This is a genomic window from Chryseobacterium sp. WG23 (assembly GCF_024586575.1).
In the GTDB taxonomy this organism is placed as follows: domain Bacteria; phylum Bacteroidota; class Bacteroidia; order Flavobacteriales; family Weeksellaceae; genus Chryseobacterium.
In genome coordinates this window covers 70811-87960 of sequence record NZ_JALCZE010000005.1, presented here as the reverse complement: position 1 = coordinate 87960, position 17150 = coordinate 70811, and the positions used below count along the sequence as shown (strand labels likewise).

19 protein-coding genes are annotated in these 17150 nt (G+C 37.0%); 10 read left to right on the top strand and 9 right to left on the bottom strand.

Features of this window, described 5'->3' with window-relative positions:
- The first annotated feature begins 127 nt into the window (after window positions 1–127).
- Complete coding sequence (locus tag MP477_RS09140) at window positions 128–1957, top strand: acyltransferase family protein (RefSeq protein ID WP_257190172.1); 1830 nt, start codon at window positions 128–130, stop codon at window positions 1955–1957.
- A 12-nt stretch (window positions 1958–1969) separates the two neighbouring features.
- On the opposite strand, the gene MP477_RS09135 is transcribed toward MP477_RS09140, so the two are convergent.
- The 4 genes from MP477_RS09135 to MP477_RS09120 form a co-directional block, all read right to left on the bottom strand.
- Complete coding sequence (locus MP477_RS09135; RefSeq protein ID WP_257190171.1) at window positions 1970–3160, bottom strand: multidrug effflux MFS transporter; 1191 nt, start codon at window positions 3158–3160, stop codon at window positions 1970–1972.
- 167 nt (window positions 3161–3327) lie between these two features.
- Complete coding sequence (locus tag MP477_RS09130) at window positions 3328–4146, bottom strand: AraC family transcriptional regulator (RefSeq protein WP_257190170.1); 819 nt, start codon at window positions 4144–4146, stop codon at window positions 3328–3330.
- A 79-nt stretch (window positions 4147–4225) separates the two neighbouring features.
- Entirely contained in the window at window positions 4226–5290 is a 1065-nt protein-coding gene (gene thiL, locus MP477_RS09125) for a thiamine-phosphate kinase (RefSeq protein WP_257190169.1), read from the bottom strand.
- A 66-nt stretch (window positions 5291–5356) separates the two neighbouring features.
- Window positions 5357–5851 carry a thioesterase family protein gene (locus MP477_RS09120; RefSeq protein WP_257190168.1) on the bottom strand — a complete coding sequence of 165 codons (495 nt, stop codon included), beginning with the start codon at window positions 5849–5851 and terminating at the stop codon, window positions 5357–5359.
- Window positions 5852–5964: 113 nt separating this feature from the next.
- Between MP477_RS09120 and MP477_RS09115 the strand changes: the two genes are divergently transcribed.
- From MP477_RS09115 to MP477_RS09095, 5 genes are read left to right on the top strand one after another with little or no spacing between them, the layout of a single operon-like run.
- The gene (locus MP477_RS09115; protein WP_257190167.1) at window positions 5965–7173 is read left to right on the top strand and encodes an NAD(P)/FAD-dependent oxidoreductase; all 1209 of its coding nucleotides are present in this window, start codon (window positions 5965–5967) and stop codon (window positions 7171–7173) included.
- Window positions 7170–7565, top strand: a complete 396-nt coding sequence (locus MP477_RS09110; RefSeq protein ID WP_257190165.1) for an energy transducer TonB — start codon at window positions 7170–7172, stop codon at window positions 7563–7565. The genes MP477_RS09115 and MP477_RS09110 overlap by 4 nt, the downstream gene beginning before the upstream one ends.
- Before the next feature lie 5 nt (window positions 7566–7570).
- Window positions 7571–8209 carry a DUF2306 domain-containing protein gene (locus MP477_RS09105; protein WP_257190164.1) on the top strand — a complete coding sequence of 213 codons (639 nt, stop codon included), beginning with the start codon at window positions 7571–7573 and terminating at the stop codon, window positions 8207–8209.
- The gene (locus MP477_RS09100) at window positions 8206–9126 is read left to right on the top strand and encodes a YARHG domain-containing protein (RefSeq protein WP_257190163.1); all 921 of its coding nucleotides are present in this window, start codon (window positions 8206–8208) and stop codon (window positions 9124–9126) included. Before MP477_RS09105 ends, MP477_RS09100 begins: the two co-directional genes overlap by 4 nt.
- Before the next feature lie 10 nt (window positions 9127–9136).
- Window positions 9137–9565: a hypothetical protein gene (locus MP477_RS09095; protein ID WP_257190161.1), complete on the top strand. Its 429-nt coding sequence runs from the start codon at window positions 9137–9139 to the stop codon at window positions 9563–9565.
- A 25-nt stretch (window positions 9566–9590) separates the two neighbouring features.
- On the opposite strand, the gene MP477_RS09090 is transcribed toward MP477_RS09095, so the two are convergent.
- The 3 genes from MP477_RS09090 to MP477_RS09080 all read right to left on the bottom strand — a co-directional run bounded on the left by MP477_RS09090 (window position 9591) and on the right by MP477_RS09080 (window position 11226).
- A complete protein-coding gene (locus MP477_RS09090) occupies window positions 9591–9974 on the bottom strand; it encodes a DUF2809 domain-containing protein (protein WP_257190160.1) in 384 nt (127 codons plus the stop codon).
- 99 nt (window positions 9975–10073) lie between these two features.
- Complete coding sequence (locus tag MP477_RS09085) at window positions 10074–10727, bottom strand: thioredoxin family protein (protein WP_257190159.1); 654 nt, start codon at window positions 10725–10727, stop codon at window positions 10074–10076.
- Window positions 10728–10737: 10 nt separating this feature from the next.
- On the bottom strand, window positions 10738–11226 hold the full coding sequence (locus MP477_RS09080; protein WP_257190158.1) for a TlpA disulfide reductase family protein: 489 nt from the start codon (window positions 11224–11226) through the stop codon (window positions 10738–10740).
- 150 nt (window positions 11227–11376) lie between these two features.
- Here MP477_RS09080 and MP477_RS09075 point away from each other — a divergent pair, with 150 nt between their 5' ends.
- The 3 genes from MP477_RS09075 (at window position 11377) to MP477_RS09065 (ending at window position 12709) form a co-directional block, all read left to right on the top strand.
- Window positions 11377–12222, top strand: coding sequence for a hypothetical protein (locus MP477_RS09075; protein ID WP_230033306.1), 846 nt, complete (start codon window positions 11377–11379; stop codon window positions 12220–12222).
- Window positions 12223–12335: 113 nt separating this feature from the next.
- Complete coding sequence (locus MP477_RS09070; RefSeq protein WP_257190157.1) at window positions 12336–12497, top strand: hypothetical protein; 162 nt, start codon at window positions 12336–12338, stop codon at window positions 12495–12497.
- A 53-nt stretch (window positions 12498–12550) separates the two neighbouring features.
- Complete coding sequence (locus MP477_RS09065; protein WP_257190156.1) at window positions 12551–12709, top strand: bacteriocin; 159 nt, start codon at window positions 12551–12553, stop codon at window positions 12707–12709.
- A gap of 29 nt (window positions 12710–12738) precedes the next feature.
- On the opposite strand, the gene mutS is transcribed toward MP477_RS09065, so the two are convergent.
- Window positions 12739–15327 carry a DNA mismatch repair protein MutS gene (gene mutS, locus MP477_RS09060; protein ID WP_257190155.1) on the bottom strand — a complete coding sequence of 863 codons (2589 nt, stop codon included), beginning with the start codon at window positions 15325–15327 and terminating at the stop codon, window positions 12739–12741.
- A 123-nt stretch (window positions 15328–15450) separates the two neighbouring features.
- Between mutS and MP477_RS09055 the strand changes: the two genes are divergently transcribed.
- Window positions 15451–15981 carry a GNAT family N-acetyltransferase gene (locus MP477_RS09055; RefSeq protein ID WP_230033302.1) on the top strand — a complete coding sequence of 177 codons (531 nt, stop codon included), beginning with the start codon at window positions 15451–15453 and terminating at the stop codon, window positions 15979–15981.
- 203 nt (window positions 15982–16184) lie between these two features.
- Here the strand turns inward: MP477_RS09055 and MP477_RS09050 are convergent, their stop codons facing one another.
- A complete protein-coding gene (locus MP477_RS09050; protein ID WP_257190154.1) occupies window positions 16185–17063 on the bottom strand; it encodes a cupin-like domain-containing protein in 879 nt (292 codons plus the stop codon).
- Window positions 17064–17150: the final 87 nt, after the last annotated feature.

The window sequence follows — 17150 nt, the reverse complement described above, 5'->3', positions numbered from 1 at the left end:
ACAAAAATTACTTGATTAAGTGCCGGGATAGTATGACGACAGGATCAAATAGCAGGATTAAGAAAACAGCAAACCTTTGAAATGAAGTCTTTATATTCTGTTATATTTGTCTTTATAAAAACATCTGATGCAGTTTAGAAATGATATACAGGGTATAAGAGCCCTGGCCTTCTTTTTAGTCTTTATTTTTCATATAAACCACACCTGGCTGCAGGGTGGTTTTATTGGAGTAGATGTTTTTTTTGTCATATCAGGATACCTAATGACCTCCATCATTATTGATCAAAAGAATAAAGATACTTTCAGCTTTTATGATTTTTACTGGAAGCGTCTGAAAAGAATTTTTCCTGCTTATCTTTTTCTTATTATTGCAGCTACATTTGCAGGGTCTTTTATTTATCTGGCAAGGGATATCTGGACACTTCAAAAATCTGCTGGGGCTTCCGTGGTCTTTCTTTCCAACCTGTTATTTTCCCGTGGAGACTCTTATTTCGGGGCAGCATTGAATGAAAATCCTTTTCTTCATACCTGGTCTCTGGCTATTGAGATGCAGTTTTATCTGTTACTTCCTTTGCTTCTTATTTGGGTTAAAAGAAAATATTTATCTGCAGCCATAGTATTACTCATTATTGTTCTTACAGCCTATACAAGCATTTCAATGTATATGGAAAACAGCAATACCTCAACTTATTTTTCATTAGTATCCAGAATTCCGGAGTTCCTGATCGGAAGTTTTTACAGCCTTACTTTTAAAAACAAAATTAATTTCAGCAGATTGGGCAATACGATCTTCGCTTCGCTGAACCTGTTGGTATTGATATTATCAGCTGTTTTTATCAGTAAAGATTCTTTTTTCCCGGGAGTAATTGCTTTAATTCCGACGATAGCCACAGCAAACTTATTGGTGACCGGCAACAATTTTATTTCTGATTTTTTTGCAAAGAAAATCCCCGTTTATTTGGGAGAGCTCTCTTATTCACTTTATTTATGGCACTGGCCTATCATCTCATTTATAAGATATTACCATGATGAATATTTTTTAAGCCCCGGTGAAGTTATTTTTACGTGTATTCTAACCTTTGCCTCAGCATGGTTTTCCTATCGGTTTATTGAGAATTTCTTTAGAAAAAAGAATAATACGACCCTCATCCGGTACTCTATTTCAGGAGGGATCCTCTTGATTTTTATGGCTTTTTTAGTTCCGAAAGCAACTGCTGTTTATCAAATTCCGGAAGTATATACTTCGCCCACATTCGGCATGCTTTCCCATAATGAGAAAAATATTGAAATTTTTGGAAATAAAACTTCAAAAAACAATCACATTTTACTTATCGGCGACAGCCATGCACTTACTATTAAACCTTTTTTAGACTATATAGGAAAGCGAAATAATTTTTCTTTTTCCACGGTGACCACTGATGGAGTTCTTGCTTTAAAAGGAGTAAAGAGAGAGGATTACACCAGCAATGAAGTGAAGTTTTATGATGCTGCCCAGCAGCTTGTAGATTTTACCCAGCAGAATATCCAAAAAAACAGGATTATCCTGATTAACAGTTCTTCCTTTATAGAACCCATGTCCGCTTATGAATCTCTGGAAAAACTTGCGGGATCACTACGGCCGGATCAAAAGCTGGTTGTATTCAATACTTTTCCGTCTATTAACCGGGATCCTGTAAAAGTAAACCGGGATTACATCAAAAGAACTTCAGCCTCATTTAAAATCATCGGTAAAGAAAAAAATAAGCTGGCATTGGAAAAGCTTGCTGCCACGTATAAGAATGTCTATTTCTATGACTTGTCTAAAGGGGAGATATTTAAAAGCGTGCCCTTTTACAAGGATACGCTGATGTATTATAATGACTCCCACCTTAATACTTATGGTGCCATTTCTTTGGGTAAAGAGAAGGAAAAAGATTTTATGTCTTTCTTTACCCCTGTCATGGCAGAGAAAAAATAATCGCTGTATTTTTTAAACAGCACTTTTCTGGGTTTTAAAAATACGATAGCCGAACCAAACAGCAATCACCGCGATTCCTGTACGAGCAACCACCATCGGCATAATGGAATCTGCCTCTAAGAAACCTACGAATGCTGACATTAAAAAGGTAACCATCAGCTGCATAAATCCAAGTAAAGCCGCAGCTGTACCCCGTCCCTCTTTAAATGGAGATAAAGCATATGCTGAAGTAAGAGGAAATAAAATTCCTATAGCCAGTAATGAAACGTACAGCATCGCAATTTCCAACCCAACAGAAAGGTTTCCGGCAGCAATCAGGATATGAAGCGCACAGGTACACAACAACACAAGTGTAGCGATCAATAAAAGCTTTGCATTGCTTATTCTTTTAATCAACTTTGGAGTAATGTAGGCGGCAGTAATCAGCGCTAATGAATTAAAAGCAAATATGAAACTGAAAACACCGCTGGAAAATCCATGGATCTCCATAAACAGGAATGGTGCGTTAGAAATGTAAATAATAAGCGAAGCAAAGGCTACACTCCCAATCATGGTACTGTTGATGAAATCTTTATTGGTGATGATCATTTTCAGTTGATCCTTCAACCCTTTTTCATTCTCAATCTGATCCGGAAGGTTGATTTTAGCATTGGTTTCAGGAACATACTGATACACCATAAAGAGGGTAATGATTCCCATAATAACTAAAAAAGCAAATGAGCTGTTCCATCCCCGGAACTTAAGAAATACACTCCCCAGTAATGGAGCTACAATGGGAGCAATACCACTGATCTGGGACTGTTGGGAGAAAATAGTAACGGATTTCTGCTTATCATAAAGGTCAATAACTATTGCACGTCCAATAACAATGCCCGCACTTCCTCCAAAGGCCTGCAGAAAACGCATTGCCCATAAAACATAAATATCTGATGTGAAAAATATAGCTGTTGCGCCTACAATAAAAAGTAAAAGGCCACAATACAGCATGGGTTTACGTCCCTTTTTATCAGACAAAGGTCCCCATAATAACTGGCCAAAGGCAAATCCGGCAAAGAAAACAGAAATTGAGATCTGTATATGCCCGATATCCGTGTTAAAAATTTGGGCCATACTTGGGAAAGCAGGAAGATAAAGATCTATACTCAGTGACTCCAGGGTGTTCAGTAGCGCCAGGATAAACACTACAATATTCAAATTCTTCATAAATAGTATAAGCCTTCACAGGCGTTTTTTCTGGCTGCAAAGTTGCTTTAAAAAGTAGGAACACCCACGACAGGAACTGAAGAAAGACTAGCACAAACTGAGGGTTATTTTTAACACGCTGTGTCTTAGAGCTATTTTTAAGCAAGTAAAAAGTAACATTCTGAAGATTAGACTTTTCCGGACCTGAAGCTATCAGGATTATCACCCGTATGCTTTTTAAAAAATCGTGAGAAATAGGAAGCATCACTGAATCCCAGCTTAAACGCAATTTCTTTAACCGTTAAAGCTCCGAAACTCAATTCTCTTTTTGCTTCCAGAAGAAGCCGCTGGGCAACCATTTTCTTGATCGTAGTTGCTCTCGATAACCGTACAATATCATTAAGGTGATGGGAACTGATTTTTATTTTATCTGCATAGAAAGCGGTATCCCTGTGAACGGTATAATGCTCTTCTATCAGATTGATAAGCTTTTGGATCCGCTGTCTGTCTTTCATTAAAGGATCCTGTAAATTGATCTGGTCTGCAATGATAATACAGAATGCTTTCAAATACGTTTTAAGCAGTTCAATTCGTGAAGCTCTTTTATACTCCTGTTCCATAAGTGATATAATGGCATTACAGGCCTTTTCGCTCTGAGGATCTAAAGAAAAAGGAGCCGTTCCCCCGGTCAGTATGGATTCTATAGCGCAGGCTTCTTTAAATATTTCTCTTGTCACCGCAAGAACACATCCTTTTTCACCTTGCAATCTCATATTAAACACCTGCCCCGGAGCAATAATACAGATCTGTCCGTTACAAAGAAGGTGGCTTTCAAAGTCCAATTCCAGACGGCTGTTTTCCGGAACCTTTTTAAACCATATGATTTCAAAAAAATTATGCCGGTGGACATCATTAAAATTTTCCGGATGTCCTGTCTGCAAGGTACTCAGCTGAAATTCTTCAGAAGTCAGATCATGAACGGGGATATTTTTTTCTGATGAGTTCATAGCAAAAACAATGAGTATATAAACGGAAACCACAGCGAAAAAGCTGCGGTCTCCTACAATATTTACAATTAAATAAATTTTATCCGTTCTGCTGGCTGCCTAAAAAAGCATCCCAGCCCTGAGCTGTAAGGGCCACCAATTGGTTGGATCCTCTTGCTACCATAAAGTTTCCGTCTTCTTTTTCCACAGCATGTCCTATAATCGTAAAATCCGGGTGATTTTTGATTTTATCAAAGTCATTAGGAGAAATTGTAAACAGCAATTCATAATCTTCACCTCCGCTTAATGCCGTCATTACAGGGTTTAAGTTCATTTCATCAGCCGTAGTAATAGTAAGATTATCCATAGGTACTTTTTCTTCATAGAGTCTGAATCCTACTTTTGACTGATCTGAAAGATGCAGGATCTCAGAAGCCAGACCGTCTGAAATATCAATCATGGAAGTCGGTTTAATATCCAGCTGTTCCAAAATAGCTTTCACGTCTGTTCTTGCTTCAGGCTTAAGCTGTCTTTCCAGGATATAATCATAGCCTTCCATCTCCGGCTGCATATTAGGATCAGCAAGAAAAACAGCATGTTCTCTTTCCAGAATCTGTAATCCCATATAAGCACCTCCTAAATCACCTGTCACCACAAGAAGGTCATTCGGTTTTGCACCACTTCTTTTTACGATATTCTCTCCATTTTCGATCCCTACAGCAGTAATACTCATGACCAGCCCTGAGTTGGAGCTCGTGGTATCGCCTCCAATCAAATCGACTTTATATCTTGCACAAGCTGCCTGAATTCCAGCATAAATCTCTTCCAGAGCCTCCACCGGAAAACGGCTGGAAACAGCAAGGGATACAAGAATCTGAGTAGGAACAGCGTTCATAGCCGCAATATCGCTGAGGTTTACCACAACAGCTTTATATCCTAAGTGCTTTAATGGAACATATCCCAAATTAAAATGCACTCCTTCCGCCAGAACATCTGTTGTAAGAACTACTTTTTTATTTTCAGGATTAATAACTGCCGCATCATCTCCTACCCCAAGTTCCGAAGATTCATTGGATAGTGGAAAATACTCTGTCAGATGTTTAATAAGACCAAACTCGCCTAGTTTTGAAATGGGAGTCAGCTCCTGTGATTTATCTTCAAACATAAAATTTCTTTTTTGTACCAAGTTCAATGAAGTCATATTTTAATGACATTAAACGCTGAACTTTGATTATTGATTAAATTCCGCCGGATCAATATTATGTGGGTGAAAAGGGAATTTTTTGAAATCCTCTTTTGACAGCAATACTGTTTCCGGGGTTTTATATTTATTCATAGCCTCCATCACGTCATCCGGTGGAGTGGTCATTTTTCTCAGCATCATATCAATCCATACCCCTGTTGCTTCAGAGGTTGCACAATGGGCACCATCCGGAGTATAGAATTTATGTACAAAGCGGTAAATAGAGGAATCCTCTGAACATCCATCTATTTCCAGACTTACGATAACCGTCTGATCTGCATAGATTTCTTTAAAAAAAGAATATCTTTCGTGCAGGATCACCGGGCCTATTCCCCATCTGCTCAGTTGGGTAACTCCCATTTTTTCTTTGGTCATAAAGGCCATTCTGGCCTGAGCACAGTATTGTACGTATGATGAGTTGGCTAAATGCTTGTTGGCATCAAGATCACTCCATCGTACTTCGAATTTATGGTAAAATATCATTTGAAAATCGTTTTTAAGATCATAAAATTATATTCTCCAAAAATACTCAAATAAGATGGTTTATAAAAATTGTACTTTTGGAAAAATAATCTTCAGCATAGGATTGCATATACATGAAACAGATCATTATTATCGGAGGCGGTGCCGCAGGCTTTTTCTGTGCATCGAACCTTGACGAAAAGAAATATAATATTACCATTCTTGAACAGAACTCGGATGTCCTTCAGAAAGTGAAAATATCCGGAGGCGGACGCTGTAATGTGACTCACGCCTGTTTTGATCCGAGAGAGCTGGTACAGTTTTATCCCCGTGGAAATAAAGAATTATTAAGCGTTTTTACCAAATTTCAGCCGGGTGATACCATGGAATGGTTCGAGCAGCGTAACGTTCCCCTGAAAATTGAAAACGACAACAGAACTTTTCCTGAAAGCAATTCTTCGCAGACCATTATCAATACTTTTTTGAACGAAACCCAAAAGAAAAATGTCTCTGTGAAGACAAAATGTGTGGTAAAAGAGATTGAGAAGATAGAGGAAAAGTATATTGTAAAAACCAGTTCAGGAGATTTTGAGGCAGATTATATTGTTTATGCTACCGGAAGTTCTCCGAAATCATTAAAGATCATTGAAAATCTGGGTCATAAAATTGTGGATCTTGTTCCATCTCTTTTTACATTCAATAGTAAAGATGAGCTTTTACAGGATATTCCCGGGACCAGTTTTGAAAATGCAGAGATTTCGATTCCTGCATTAAAGACAGAGGAAAGCGGACCTCTCCTTATTACACATTGGGGCCTTTCGGGACCTGCCGTTTTAAAAATTTCTGCGTGGGAAGCCATAAGTCTGGCCAAATCAAAGTATCATTTTGAGATCGAAGTGAATTTTATTTCAAGATCTATGGATGAAGCGGAAGAAAGTTTCCAGAATTTTAAACAATCCAATCCGAAAAAGACGATTGGGCAGGCAAAGATCTTTGAAGTTACCAACAGATTCTGGCAAAAAGTACTGGATGTTTCAAAAGTTGATCTTAATAAACAAGTCTCTAATATTTCTGGAAAAGAAATGCAGAAAATCCTTGAAAACCTTTGCAAAAAAAAGCTGAAGGTTACAGGAAAATCTACGTTTAAAGATGAGTTCGTGACCGCAGGAGGTGTTGATTTAAAGGAAATTAACTTTAAAAATATGTCCTCAAAAATCCTTCCCAATTTTTATATTGCCGGAGAGGTTCTCAATATAGATGCGGTTACCGGAGGTTTTAATTTTCAGGCATGCTGGAGTGAAGGGTGGCTGATTGCACAGGACTTAAATACCTTAGAATTATGAAAAAGTTATCAATATTAGTTGTATTGCTGGCATTTGGTTTATGTTTTTCTCAAATACAGCACGAACAGAATTCTACAAAAACTTACACCAACAAAGCAGATACGCAACCTGAATTTCCCGGAGGGATCGCCTCGTTCAGAAGTCTTGTTATGAATAAATTGAATTTTAAAGCTTTATCATCACTAACCGGAACAGTAAAGTCAGAAGCTATATTTTTAATTGATTCCAAAGGAGAGATCAGCTCTGTGAACGCAACTGGAGATCATGAAGGTCTTAATAAAGAAGTGGTACGGGCCATCAGTACCATCAGCAGAAAGTGGAAACCTGCCACTTATAAGAATAAACCGGTTGAGTATTGGTATACCACACAAGTATCAGTAAGTCTTGATTAAAAAATATGCTTTCTGCCAAAAAAAACAACTCAAAACGCTTCAAGATCCTTTTGATTTTAGGATTCGGATATTTCTTTTGGCTGATGCTGAAAATCACTCTTGAATATATTCCTTTCAATCCAAATGTAAGCTTTCTGATGATCAAACAGACGGAAGTTCAGGACAGACCGGAATATCTCGTTTTTTTCTACATCCACGTGTATACCAGTATTTTTTTACTGTTTACCGGATTTCTGGCTATTCTCAGAAAGGATTTCGGAATAAGAAACTTTCACAGGAATATTGGAAAAGTCTATATTTTTTTAATCCTGATTCTGGCTGCACCCTCTGGAATCTACATGGGATTTTTTGCCAACGGAGGCTACCTTTCCAAAATCTCTTTCGTTATTTTAGGGAGTCTTTGGTGGGTTTCTACGTATAAAGCCTATCAGTCTGCAAAACAGAAAAAGTTTAAAGAACATAAGCAATGGATGTGGCGGAGTTTTGCCCTTACTTTATCTGCGATTACCCTGCGAATGTGGAAAGTTATTATTGTATATTTATTCCATCCCAATCCTATGGATGTCTATCAAATCATTGCATGGCTGGGCTGGATTCCCAATATCCTTTTGATTGAATATTTAATTACCAAAAAACAGATATGAAAATTTTAAATTACACCCTTACCGCTTTATTGGCAGTTTCTTTAATGAACTGTAAAAAGGACGGAAAAACCAGTGAATCAGGGAAAGATTCTCTAACCGCAAAAAAAAATTCTGTGGTAATCCCGGAGATCTATAAAGAATATTATGGAATTTATACCGGTGAATTTGCCGGCATGGAGAAAATGATTGACGAGTCGGATGGTTCTGAGTACGAAGGAGGATCTTATAAGAGGATTTCTTTAAAAATCAACAGGATAACAAAGGACAGCGTTTATGGACAAAGTATTGTAAGTGGAAACCAACGTCCTTTCAGAGGGGTCTTTAATGAAGCTTCAAAATTATTTGTCCTGGATGAGCCGGGAAATGATAAGACTGATGGACGGTTTGAAGTAAAGCTCAATGGCGACAGCTTAACCGGAAAATGGAACGCTTTCAATAAAACAGCCGTAAAAGCACCTGTTAAAACCCTGAAATTAGCAAAAAAAGAATTTGTTTATAACCCGAATTTCATGCTGGATAAAGATTCCAATCTGGTAGACTGGTCTAATCCGAAAGACTTTGTAGAAAAGTACACCGATGAGGAAACCGGAAAAACAGAAAGCTATAAAACCTCTAAAAACAGGGTGGCCTCTGAAGCCATATTCAGGCTTAATGCTTCCAAGCAGAAATTAACAGAAAAGGATCTTAAAAACTTAAGAAAACTTGATCTTGAGATCATCAAAAATTCTGTATTTGCCAGACACGGTTATTCTTTCAAAAAGGAAACCTATAGAAACTTCTTTGAACAAACAGACTGGTACATCCCTGTTTCCAGTAATGTAGATAACGAACTTTCTCCCATGGAAAAAGAAAATGTTGCCTTATTAAACCGCTTTACCAAGTATGCTGAAGATAAATATGACAGTTTCGGAAGATAAAAGTAAACTCATGAAAAAATATCTGCTTTTATCACTTGTGTTTTTAGGTTTATTTTCTGCCAAGGCACAACAGGACCTACTTACTAGCACACGTCCAAAGGCGAATTCTGTTTCTTCTCCCCATGCTCAGTCAAAAGATAAAAATCCTGAGTTTCCAGGCGGATTACAAGCTTTTCGAAAGGAATTTGTAAGTAACTTCCAAACACAGACTTTACTTGCATCGGGGATTAAAGAAGCTTCCGCTACGGCAATGTTTGTTGTAGAAAAGGATGGCAGCATGTCTGATATAAAAATAGAAGCTTACAAAAATGAAATCATAAGGGATGAGTTCCTAAAAGCGCTCAAAAAAATCAATACAAAATGGATTGCCGGTGAAAAAGACGGTGAAAAAGTGAGGATCAGAATGAGACAGCCCCTGATTTTTAAGACTGTAAAATAAATGCATCAATCTCAATAGAAAGCCTTCAGTTTTTTGAGGGCTTTATTTGTACAAGGACATATAGAAACAGACAGCCTACGGCGTAGCACAAAATGTCAATCCATGAGAAAGAATTTCCGATCACAATATACATCAGGCTTCCGGGTTTGAAACCCAGTTTTTCTGCAATATTGAAATATTGGGCAAATTCTATCACAAAGGAAAACGCCAGGATGCCGAGAATAAGCTTCCGGTCATTGCTTACCTTTATAAAACTCTTTACGAGGGTATAAAGAAGTATTACTACAATAACATCACCGAGATAGGCCCTAATAAAAAAGACATTCTTCAGTTCGGTAGCAATTACTACTTCTGTCAGGAAAATAAAAATACTAAAAAGCAGATATTTCAGGTTCAATTTAAATTTCATATGGATCATGTATACTGGATGCAGCCTTTATTATTATAAAATATAGGCCATAAAAAATCGGCATTCAATGAACACCGATCATAATTTTAGGCAAATATATTATTTCTTTACTTTGATCGTGCATCCGATAGCAACAGTTTTTGACATTTTCACCGGCTCTCCTTTGAGTAAAGCGTTGACAGCATCCTGAACATAATATTCAGATACATCATTCGGGTTATCATAATTATTGTCGATGGCACCAATATATTTTACAATATTTTTTCCATTTTCTCTCTGCAGTACAAAAACATGAGGTGTTTTTGTTGCTCCGTACTGAGGATAAATTTTCTGTCCTTCATCCACTAAATAAGGAAAGGTAAACCCTTTCTGTTTGGCTCTTTCAATCATCTGCTGATAACCGTCTTCAGGCTGCACATTAGGATCATTGGGATTAATGGCAATTACCGGATACCCCTGATTTTTAAACTTTTTATCCAGTTCTACAATTCGGTCTTCATACTTCTTTGCATAGGGGCAATGGTTGCAGGTAAAAACTACAATGAAGCCTTTAGCACTTTTAAAATCATTTAACGAGACCATTTTACCATCAATATTTTTCAGCTTAAAATCCGCGGCTTCGTCTCCTACTTCATACCCTTTTGAGTTTACTTTTTCATGCTGAGAGGAATGATTCTTATCATTCATTGTGGTGAAACTCAGCAGTCCCAAACCAATGGCGAATGTTGCTAATAAAATTTTTAAATTTCTCATATTCAATTATTTATTGTAGATTTTCTGTAATTATTTTTTCAAGTTCTTCTTTACCCATTTCTCCATCATTGAAATACACTTTTTCTCCATTTTTATAAAAAATAGTAACCGGAATATTTCCATCCCAGTTTTTTTCAAATTTCGGAATCCAGGTATTCATTCTTTTAATATCATCAAGCAAAACAACCTCGGCTGTGATGTTTTTAGTTTTAATAAATTTTAAAACCCTTTCTTTATCTACCAACCTGTCTAATGAAACCAGAATCATTTTAAATTTCGGATTACCGGCATACTGATTATTCACTTCCATAAAATGAGGCAGCTCTTTTACACAGGGAGCACAGGTAGTTGCCCAAAAATTAACAATAAGAAACCGGGAATCCTCCTGATGAATGCGTTTTTCAAGCTCTTCATATTTCATTACTTTCACTTCCGTTTGCTGGGCCTTGAAAACTGAAACAAATAGAAACAAAGTTATTATTGTTATTAAATTTTTCATATCCAAATGTAATAAAATATTATAAATCAGTCTTCTGCTCAGCCTACACATATTTAATTCTCTATTTTTTATTTTACACACAAATTGGTGTTTTATTTTTACGATCAGATTCTTTTTTTTGATATTTTTACACTCATTAAATAAAAGATAATGAAAAAAACTTATTTACTTCTGCCAATTTTCTTTTTGGCTTCATGCTCCAGCAGTGATGATGATATTGAAGCAGTGCTCAATAACGGCAATAATAACAATAACAATAATAATACCCCTGTTCTGGTCACCAAGATGGTAGCAGATGGAGATGTATCTACCTATACCTATAACGGAACCAAATTATCTGAATCTAAAAACCTCACGGACGGAACTGTTACAACCTTTTTCTATACAGGAGATCTGATTACGAAGTCTGTTACCTCTGGATCCAATTCTACCTATACTACGACTTACACTTATGATGGCAGCAGCAGATTAAGTAAAAAAGCAACGGTACATACAGCTACTAACCTTTCATCCACTACAGAAATCATATATACTTATCCATCACCCAATAATGTAAAAATGGTGGTTACTTTATCTACAGGTGGATCCAGTGTGACAAAGGCATATACCAGAAATGCAATATTAAATGCAGATGGTTCAATTAAAAACTGGACAGAAACTGTGACAAGCCCACTCCCATCAGGGGGATTTGATACAGGAAATGGCATCTTACAACCTATCGTTTATGATACAAAAAATGCTCCTTTCAAAAATGTAACAGGGTATTTGAAACTGATGGATCAGGAAGATGAAAACGGATCAGCCCATAATGTCACAGACTACAAAAATGTGATTCAGTATTCTATTTCTACAGGAACCGAATGGACCATATTCAGCTCCATTTACGTTTACAATGCAAGTGGCTATCCTATAAAAGATACCCGGAAATATTATGATAAGACGGGCAGCTCTGTTACCAATACAGAAGTCACCACTTATGAATACAATCATTTATAATACAGGAGAGCTTAGGCTCTCTTTTTTATTGCAAAGAATAGCTATTTTACTCACAATCAGTAGAATTAATTGATAAAATTTGTATATTAGCATACAACCAAATTAAAATTATCATGAAAAAATCAATCCTTCAAAAAAGAAAACTTTCAAAAAAAGAAATGAAAGAAATCAGTGGAGCAAGACCACACTGCCCATTGGTATTGAGCTGTTTTGACCCGAATACAGGACAGGAAATGTCTGGAGTGTACGGCATTCAGGACGGACCTTGCTGTTAATTATCTCAGCGTAAACAAGAACATGTAAACCTATAACTTTAATCCAAATCATTATGAAAAATTCAGACATTCAAAAGAGAAAACTCACGAAGAATGAGTTGAAAGAAATCAATGGTGGTGCCGCTGCCTGTGCAGAAGGCCTATGTAAACTTAGAGGAGTAAGCCATTTTTTAATTATTGGCCCTAGAGGTGCAGATGGATACTGCTGCTAACGACAATAAAATTAAAAAAAATGATTGGATTACCCTCCAATCATTTTTTTTATAGAATTCAGCTTCATTAAAGCTTCAATAGGTGTCAGTGTATTGATATCTATTTTCGTCAGTTCTTCACGGATATTCTCCAAAACAGGATCATCCAGCTGGAAGAAAGAAAGCTGCATATTTTCTTCTGTTACCCTTTTAATATTCTCAGATGTTCCTCCGCCCTGAGTTCTGCTGGCTTCAAGGGTTTTCAGTATTTCATTGGCTCTGTTGACTACTTTTGCAGGCATTCCCGCCAGCTTTGCAACGTGGATACCAAAACTATGCTCACTTCCACCCGGAATCAGTTTTCTTAAGAAAATAATATTTCCTTTATTTTCCTGAATAGAAACGTGGAAATTTTTCACCCTTTCAAAATTCACGGTCATTTCATTCAGCTCATGATAATGGGTTGCAAATAAGGTTTTAGCCTGTGTAGGATGCTGATGAAGATACTCTGCTATAGCCCAGGCAATAGAAACCCCATCATAAGTAGATGTTCCGCGTCCGATCTCATCCAAAAGAATCAGGCTTCGTTCGGAAATATTGTTCAGGATATTTGCCGCTTCATTCATCTCTACCATAAAAGTAGACTCTCCGGCAGAAATATTATCTGTAGCTCCTACCCTGGTAAAAATTTTATCCAATAGTCCGATTTCAGCATGTTTCGCAGGAACAAAGCTTCCGATCTGTGCCAAAAGACATACAATGGCCGTCTGACGTAATATTGCCGATTTACCGGCCATGTTAGGCCCTGTAACCATAATGATCTGCTGTGAATCTTTGTCTAAGAAAATATCATTCGGAATATATTTTTCTCCTAAAGGAAGTGCATTTTCAATAATCGGATGCCTAGCTTCCTGCAAGTCAATAGCATATCCGTCATTCAAAACAGGTTTTGTATAACTTTCAGAAACAGCCAGTTCCGACAATCCGGAAGCTACATCAAGCTGAGCAATGATATTGGAATTCTCCTGAATCTGGTCAATATACACCATTGTTTCGCTGCAAACATTTCTGTAAAGCTCATTCTCCAGGACACTTATTTTCTCTTCAGCACCCAGAATCTGGCTTTCATATTCTTTTAATTCTTCCGTAATATACCGCTCCGCATTCACAAGGGTTTGTTTTCTTAACCAGTCATTGGGAACTTTATCTTTATGGGTATTTCTGACTTCAATATAATATCCGAAAACATTGTTAAAATCAATTTTAAGACTTGTAATTCCTGTTCTTTCTATTTCCCGCTGGCACATTTCATCAAGGAATCCACGGCCTTTGTTTTGAAGACCTCTCAATCTGTCAAGTTCTTCAGAAACATCATTTTTAATGACATTTCCTTTGGCTATGCTTACCGGAAGTTCTTCATTAAGATTATTCTGTAAAAACTTAATCAGCTCTTCCAGGTCATACAGAGGCTCCAGCCAGGCCAATACATCGGCATGAGGATGCAGAAGTCCTTTTATTGTATGAATATTGATTAAACTTTGACGAAGGTATCCAAGCTCTTTCGGAGAGATTTTTTCAGCCGCCAGCTTTCCCATTAACCTGTCCAGGTCAGAAATTGATTTTAACAGCTGACAGATCTCATATTTCAACCCGTCATTTTCATTTAAGAAATCTATCAGGGAAAGTCTTCTCATAATCTCATCCACAGATTTTAAAGGAAGGATAATTCTCCTTCTCAACAGCCTTCCTCCCATGGGAGTAGACGTTTTATCTATAATATCCAACAGTGATTTCCCCTGTGGATTGCTTGGATATACAATCTCCAGATTCCTTAAGGTAAAATTATCCATCATCAGATAATCTTCCTGAGGAATAACCTGAAGTTTGGTAATATGAGCAAGCAGGTTATGATGGGTATCTTCTACCAGGTAGGCAAAAATTGCCCCTGCTGCAGTAATGGCTAAAGGCAGGTTTTCTACCCCAAACCCTTTTAAAGAAGACGTTTTAAAATGGTTCGTCAATTTCTCATAGGCAAAATTATATTGGAAAGCCCAGTCTTCAAGTTTAAAAGCATTTTTATTTTTAAACTGTTCCGGAATCTGGACACTCCTCTGGTATATAATTTCACTGGGATCAAAGGTACTGACGATATGTAAAAGCTTCTCGAGATTCCCTTCACTCACCAAAAATTCTCCTGTAGAAATATCTACCAGCGCAATTCCATATTTCTCTTTCTCTTTGTGTAAAGAAAGCAGGAAATTGTTCTTTTTTGAATTTAATACCTGGTCATTGAATGTCACTCCGGGAGTAACCAGTTCTGTCACTCCTCTTTTTACAATTCCTTTTACCATTTTCGGATCTTCCAGCTGGTCACAAATTGCCACTCTCATTCCTGCTCTTACCAGTTTGGGTAAATAAGAGTCTACGGAATGATGGGGAAATCCCGCCAATTCTATGCTTCCGTCCCCGTTGGCTCTTTTTGTAAGGACAATTCCCAGAATCTGAGAGGTTTTCACGGCATCCTGCCCAAAAGTTTCATAAAAATCCCCTACCCTGAAAAGTAAAAGTGCATCAGGGTATTTAGCCTTGATGGTATTATATTGAGTCATTAACGGAGTTTCCTTCTTCAATTTTGCCATAGTAAAAAATGAGCCCCAAATTTAAAGAAATAAATCCATGGTTACAGAATTGTTTATCGGTTAATCTCTGATATACTTTTCCCTATCAGGAATTAATTGTATTTTCACCTTAAAATACAGTCTATGGAATTTCCTGTGTTAGAAACTGAAAGACTTCTGCTGCGCCAACTTACCCCTGAAGACTCAAAAGACCTTTTTGAGTATTTTTCTTTGGAGGAAGTAATGAAATATTATGATCTGGAAGCATTCAAAACAGAAGAAGATGCGGTAAACATTATCCGGCACTTTAACAGTGAATTTGAAAAAGGAAAGGGATTCCGATGGGCGCTGGAACTGAAATCTGAAAATAAGGTAATAGGCACCTGTGGCTATCACAACTGGTATCCGGAACATTTCAGAGCAGAGATTGGCTATGAACTGAATCCCATATTCTGGAGGCAATCCTATATGAAGGAAGCTATTCTTCCTATTTTAACATTCGGGTTGGAGAGTATGCAATTACACCGTGTAGATGCTTTTATCGATCCGGAGAATATCTCTTCCGAAAAACTTTTATCTTCCTTAAACTTTAATGAAGAAGGTACTTTAAAAGACTATTTCTTTGAAAAAGGAAAATTCGTGGATGCGAAACTTTTTGGACTGATCAATAAATAACCAGAATTTAAAGTATAAGATAAAACGCAAGGATCACAAAGAAACTAATTTTCAGCATTTTTTTCGTCTGCAAAGGCGTTACACTTATCAAAGTATTATAATGGTTTAGCTGAGTGTAACGCCTTTGCGAACCCTTATAAAATTAATATATTAGAAATATTGCGAGCTTAGCGTTAAAACCAAACATTCTAAACTTCGATAGGTTACTTTTCAGTTTTCAAATGTTTTTCCAAGGCTTCAGAGCTTTTTTTATACGCCCATTTTTGTTTATAATTTACCCAATCAGCCTTAAAAAGTTTACGCATAAGTTTATCGGTATATCTCATAATAAAAACATGATACAGCATATTGGCAAAAACCTTCGGTTTATTGGGAAGTGCCCTCAGGGATAATGAAAAGCCAGGCTCCAGATATCTGTTGAAATGCCAGAATGCTCCCGGAATAAAAAGGGCATCACCATGTTCCATGAAAATTTCATATCCTTCCGCATATTTCAATGCCGGAAATTTTTCATAATCCGGATTCTCATAGTCCACATCATAGATGGTATGAACAGATAACGGCACTTTATATAAAAAGGCAGACTGCTTCTGATCAAATAATAAAATCCTCTTCTTCCCTTCAAAATGAATATGCATAAAGTCTCCCAGGTCCACATCATAATGCATTAAAACATGTGCCTCACTTCCTCCAAAAAAAAGCGTAGGAAGTCTTTTAAAAAACTTTATCCCCAAATCCGGATATGTAAAATTCTTAAGCAGTTCCGGAAGCCTGTCTGTAATGATATAAAAAAAAATGCGAAGATCTGAAGGCTTAGTTTTTATGGTATCAATATAATCCTTCATTTTCATCTTTGTTACCGGAGCATCTGAATTTTTAGCAGCATCAGCCGGTTTATTATCATATAACGGAACTTCCTGCTCACCAGCTTTGTCACGGATATAGCCCAGATTCCACTGATCAAAAGCTTCCCATCGGCTGGCAAAATTTTTAATCAGAAGAGGTTTTTGTTTTTTAAAATAATTCTTTTGAAAATCTTCTTTACTGATATCATTGACTACATCTACGTTTTCGAGGATCATTATTTTGGTATTTTGTGCGAAATAAAAATAGTGATTTTTTTGAAACCTGCGGAAACGTTATAGAAAGTAAAGATGACAAATAACAAA

Excerpts from the sequence above, each read along its gene's own strand:
- MP477_RS09140 (WP_257190172.1), top strand. The coding sequence starts at position 128 with ATGCAGTTTAGAAATGATATACAGGGTATAAGAGCCCTGGCCTTCTTT.
- MP477_RS09135 (WP_257190171.1), bottom strand. The coding sequence starts at position 3,160 with ATGAAGAATTTGAATATTGTAGTGTTTATCCTGGCGCTACTGAACACC.
- MP477_RS09130 (WP_257190170.1), bottom strand. The coding sequence starts at position 4,146 with ATGAACTCATCAGAAAAAAATATCCCCGTTCATGATCTGACTTCTGAA.
- thiL (WP_257190169.1), bottom strand. The coding sequence starts at position 5,290 with ATGTTTGAAGATAAATCACAGGAGCTGACTCCCATTTCAAAACTAGGC.
- MP477_RS09120 (WP_257190168.1), bottom strand. The coding sequence starts at position 5,851 with ATGATATTTTACCATAAATTCGAAGTACGATGGAGTGATCTTGATGCC.
- MP477_RS09115 (WP_257190167.1), top strand. The coding sequence starts at position 5,965 with ATGAAACAGATCATTATTATCGGAGGCGGTGCCGCAGGCTTTTTCTGT.
- MP477_RS09110 (WP_257190165.1), top strand. The coding sequence starts at position 7,170 with ATGAAAAAGTTATCAATATTAGTTGTATTGCTGGCATTTGGTTTATGT.
- MP477_RS09105 (WP_257190164.1), top strand. The coding sequence starts at position 7,571 with ATGCTTTCTGCCAAAAAAAACAACTCAAAACGCTTCAAGATCCTTTTG.
- MP477_RS09100 (WP_257190163.1), top strand. The coding sequence starts at position 8,206 with ATGAAAATTTTAAATTACACCCTTACCGCTTTATTGGCAGTTTCTTTA.
- MP477_RS09095 (WP_257190161.1), top strand. The coding sequence starts at position 9,137 with ATGAAAAAATATCTGCTTTTATCACTTGTGTTTTTAGGTTTATTTTCT.
- MP477_RS09090 (WP_257190160.1), bottom strand. The coding sequence starts at position 9,974 with ATGAAATTTAAATTGAACCTGAAATATCTGCTTTTTAGTATTTTTATT.
- MP477_RS09085 (WP_257190159.1), bottom strand. The coding sequence starts at position 10,727 with ATGAGAAATTTAAAAATTTTATTAGCAACATTCGCCATTGGTTTGGGA.
- MP477_RS09080 (WP_257190158.1), bottom strand. The coding sequence starts at position 11,226 with ATGAAAAATTTAATAACAATAATAACTTTGTTTCTATTTGTTTCAGTT.
- MP477_RS09075 (WP_230033306.1), top strand. The coding sequence starts at position 11,377 with ATGAAAAAAACTTATTTACTTCTGCCAATTTTCTTTTTGGCTTCATGC.
- MP477_RS09070 (WP_257190157.1), top strand. The coding sequence starts at position 12,336 with ATGAAAAAATCAATCCTTCAAAAAAGAAAACTTTCAAAAAAAGAAATG.
- MP477_RS09065 (WP_257190156.1), top strand. The coding sequence starts at position 12,551 with ATGAAAAATTCAGACATTCAAAAGAGAAAACTCACGAAGAATGAGTTG.
- mutS (WP_257190155.1), bottom strand. The coding sequence starts at position 15,327 with ATGGCAAAATTGAAGAAGGAAACTCCGTTAATGACTCAATATAATACC.
- MP477_RS09055 (WP_230033302.1), top strand. The coding sequence starts at position 15,451 with ATGGAATTTCCTGTGTTAGAAACTGAAAGACTTCTGCTGCGCCAACTT.
- MP477_RS09050 (WP_257190154.1), bottom strand. The coding sequence starts at position 17,063 with ATGATCCTCGAAAACGTAGATGTAGTCAATGATATCAGTAAAGAAGAT.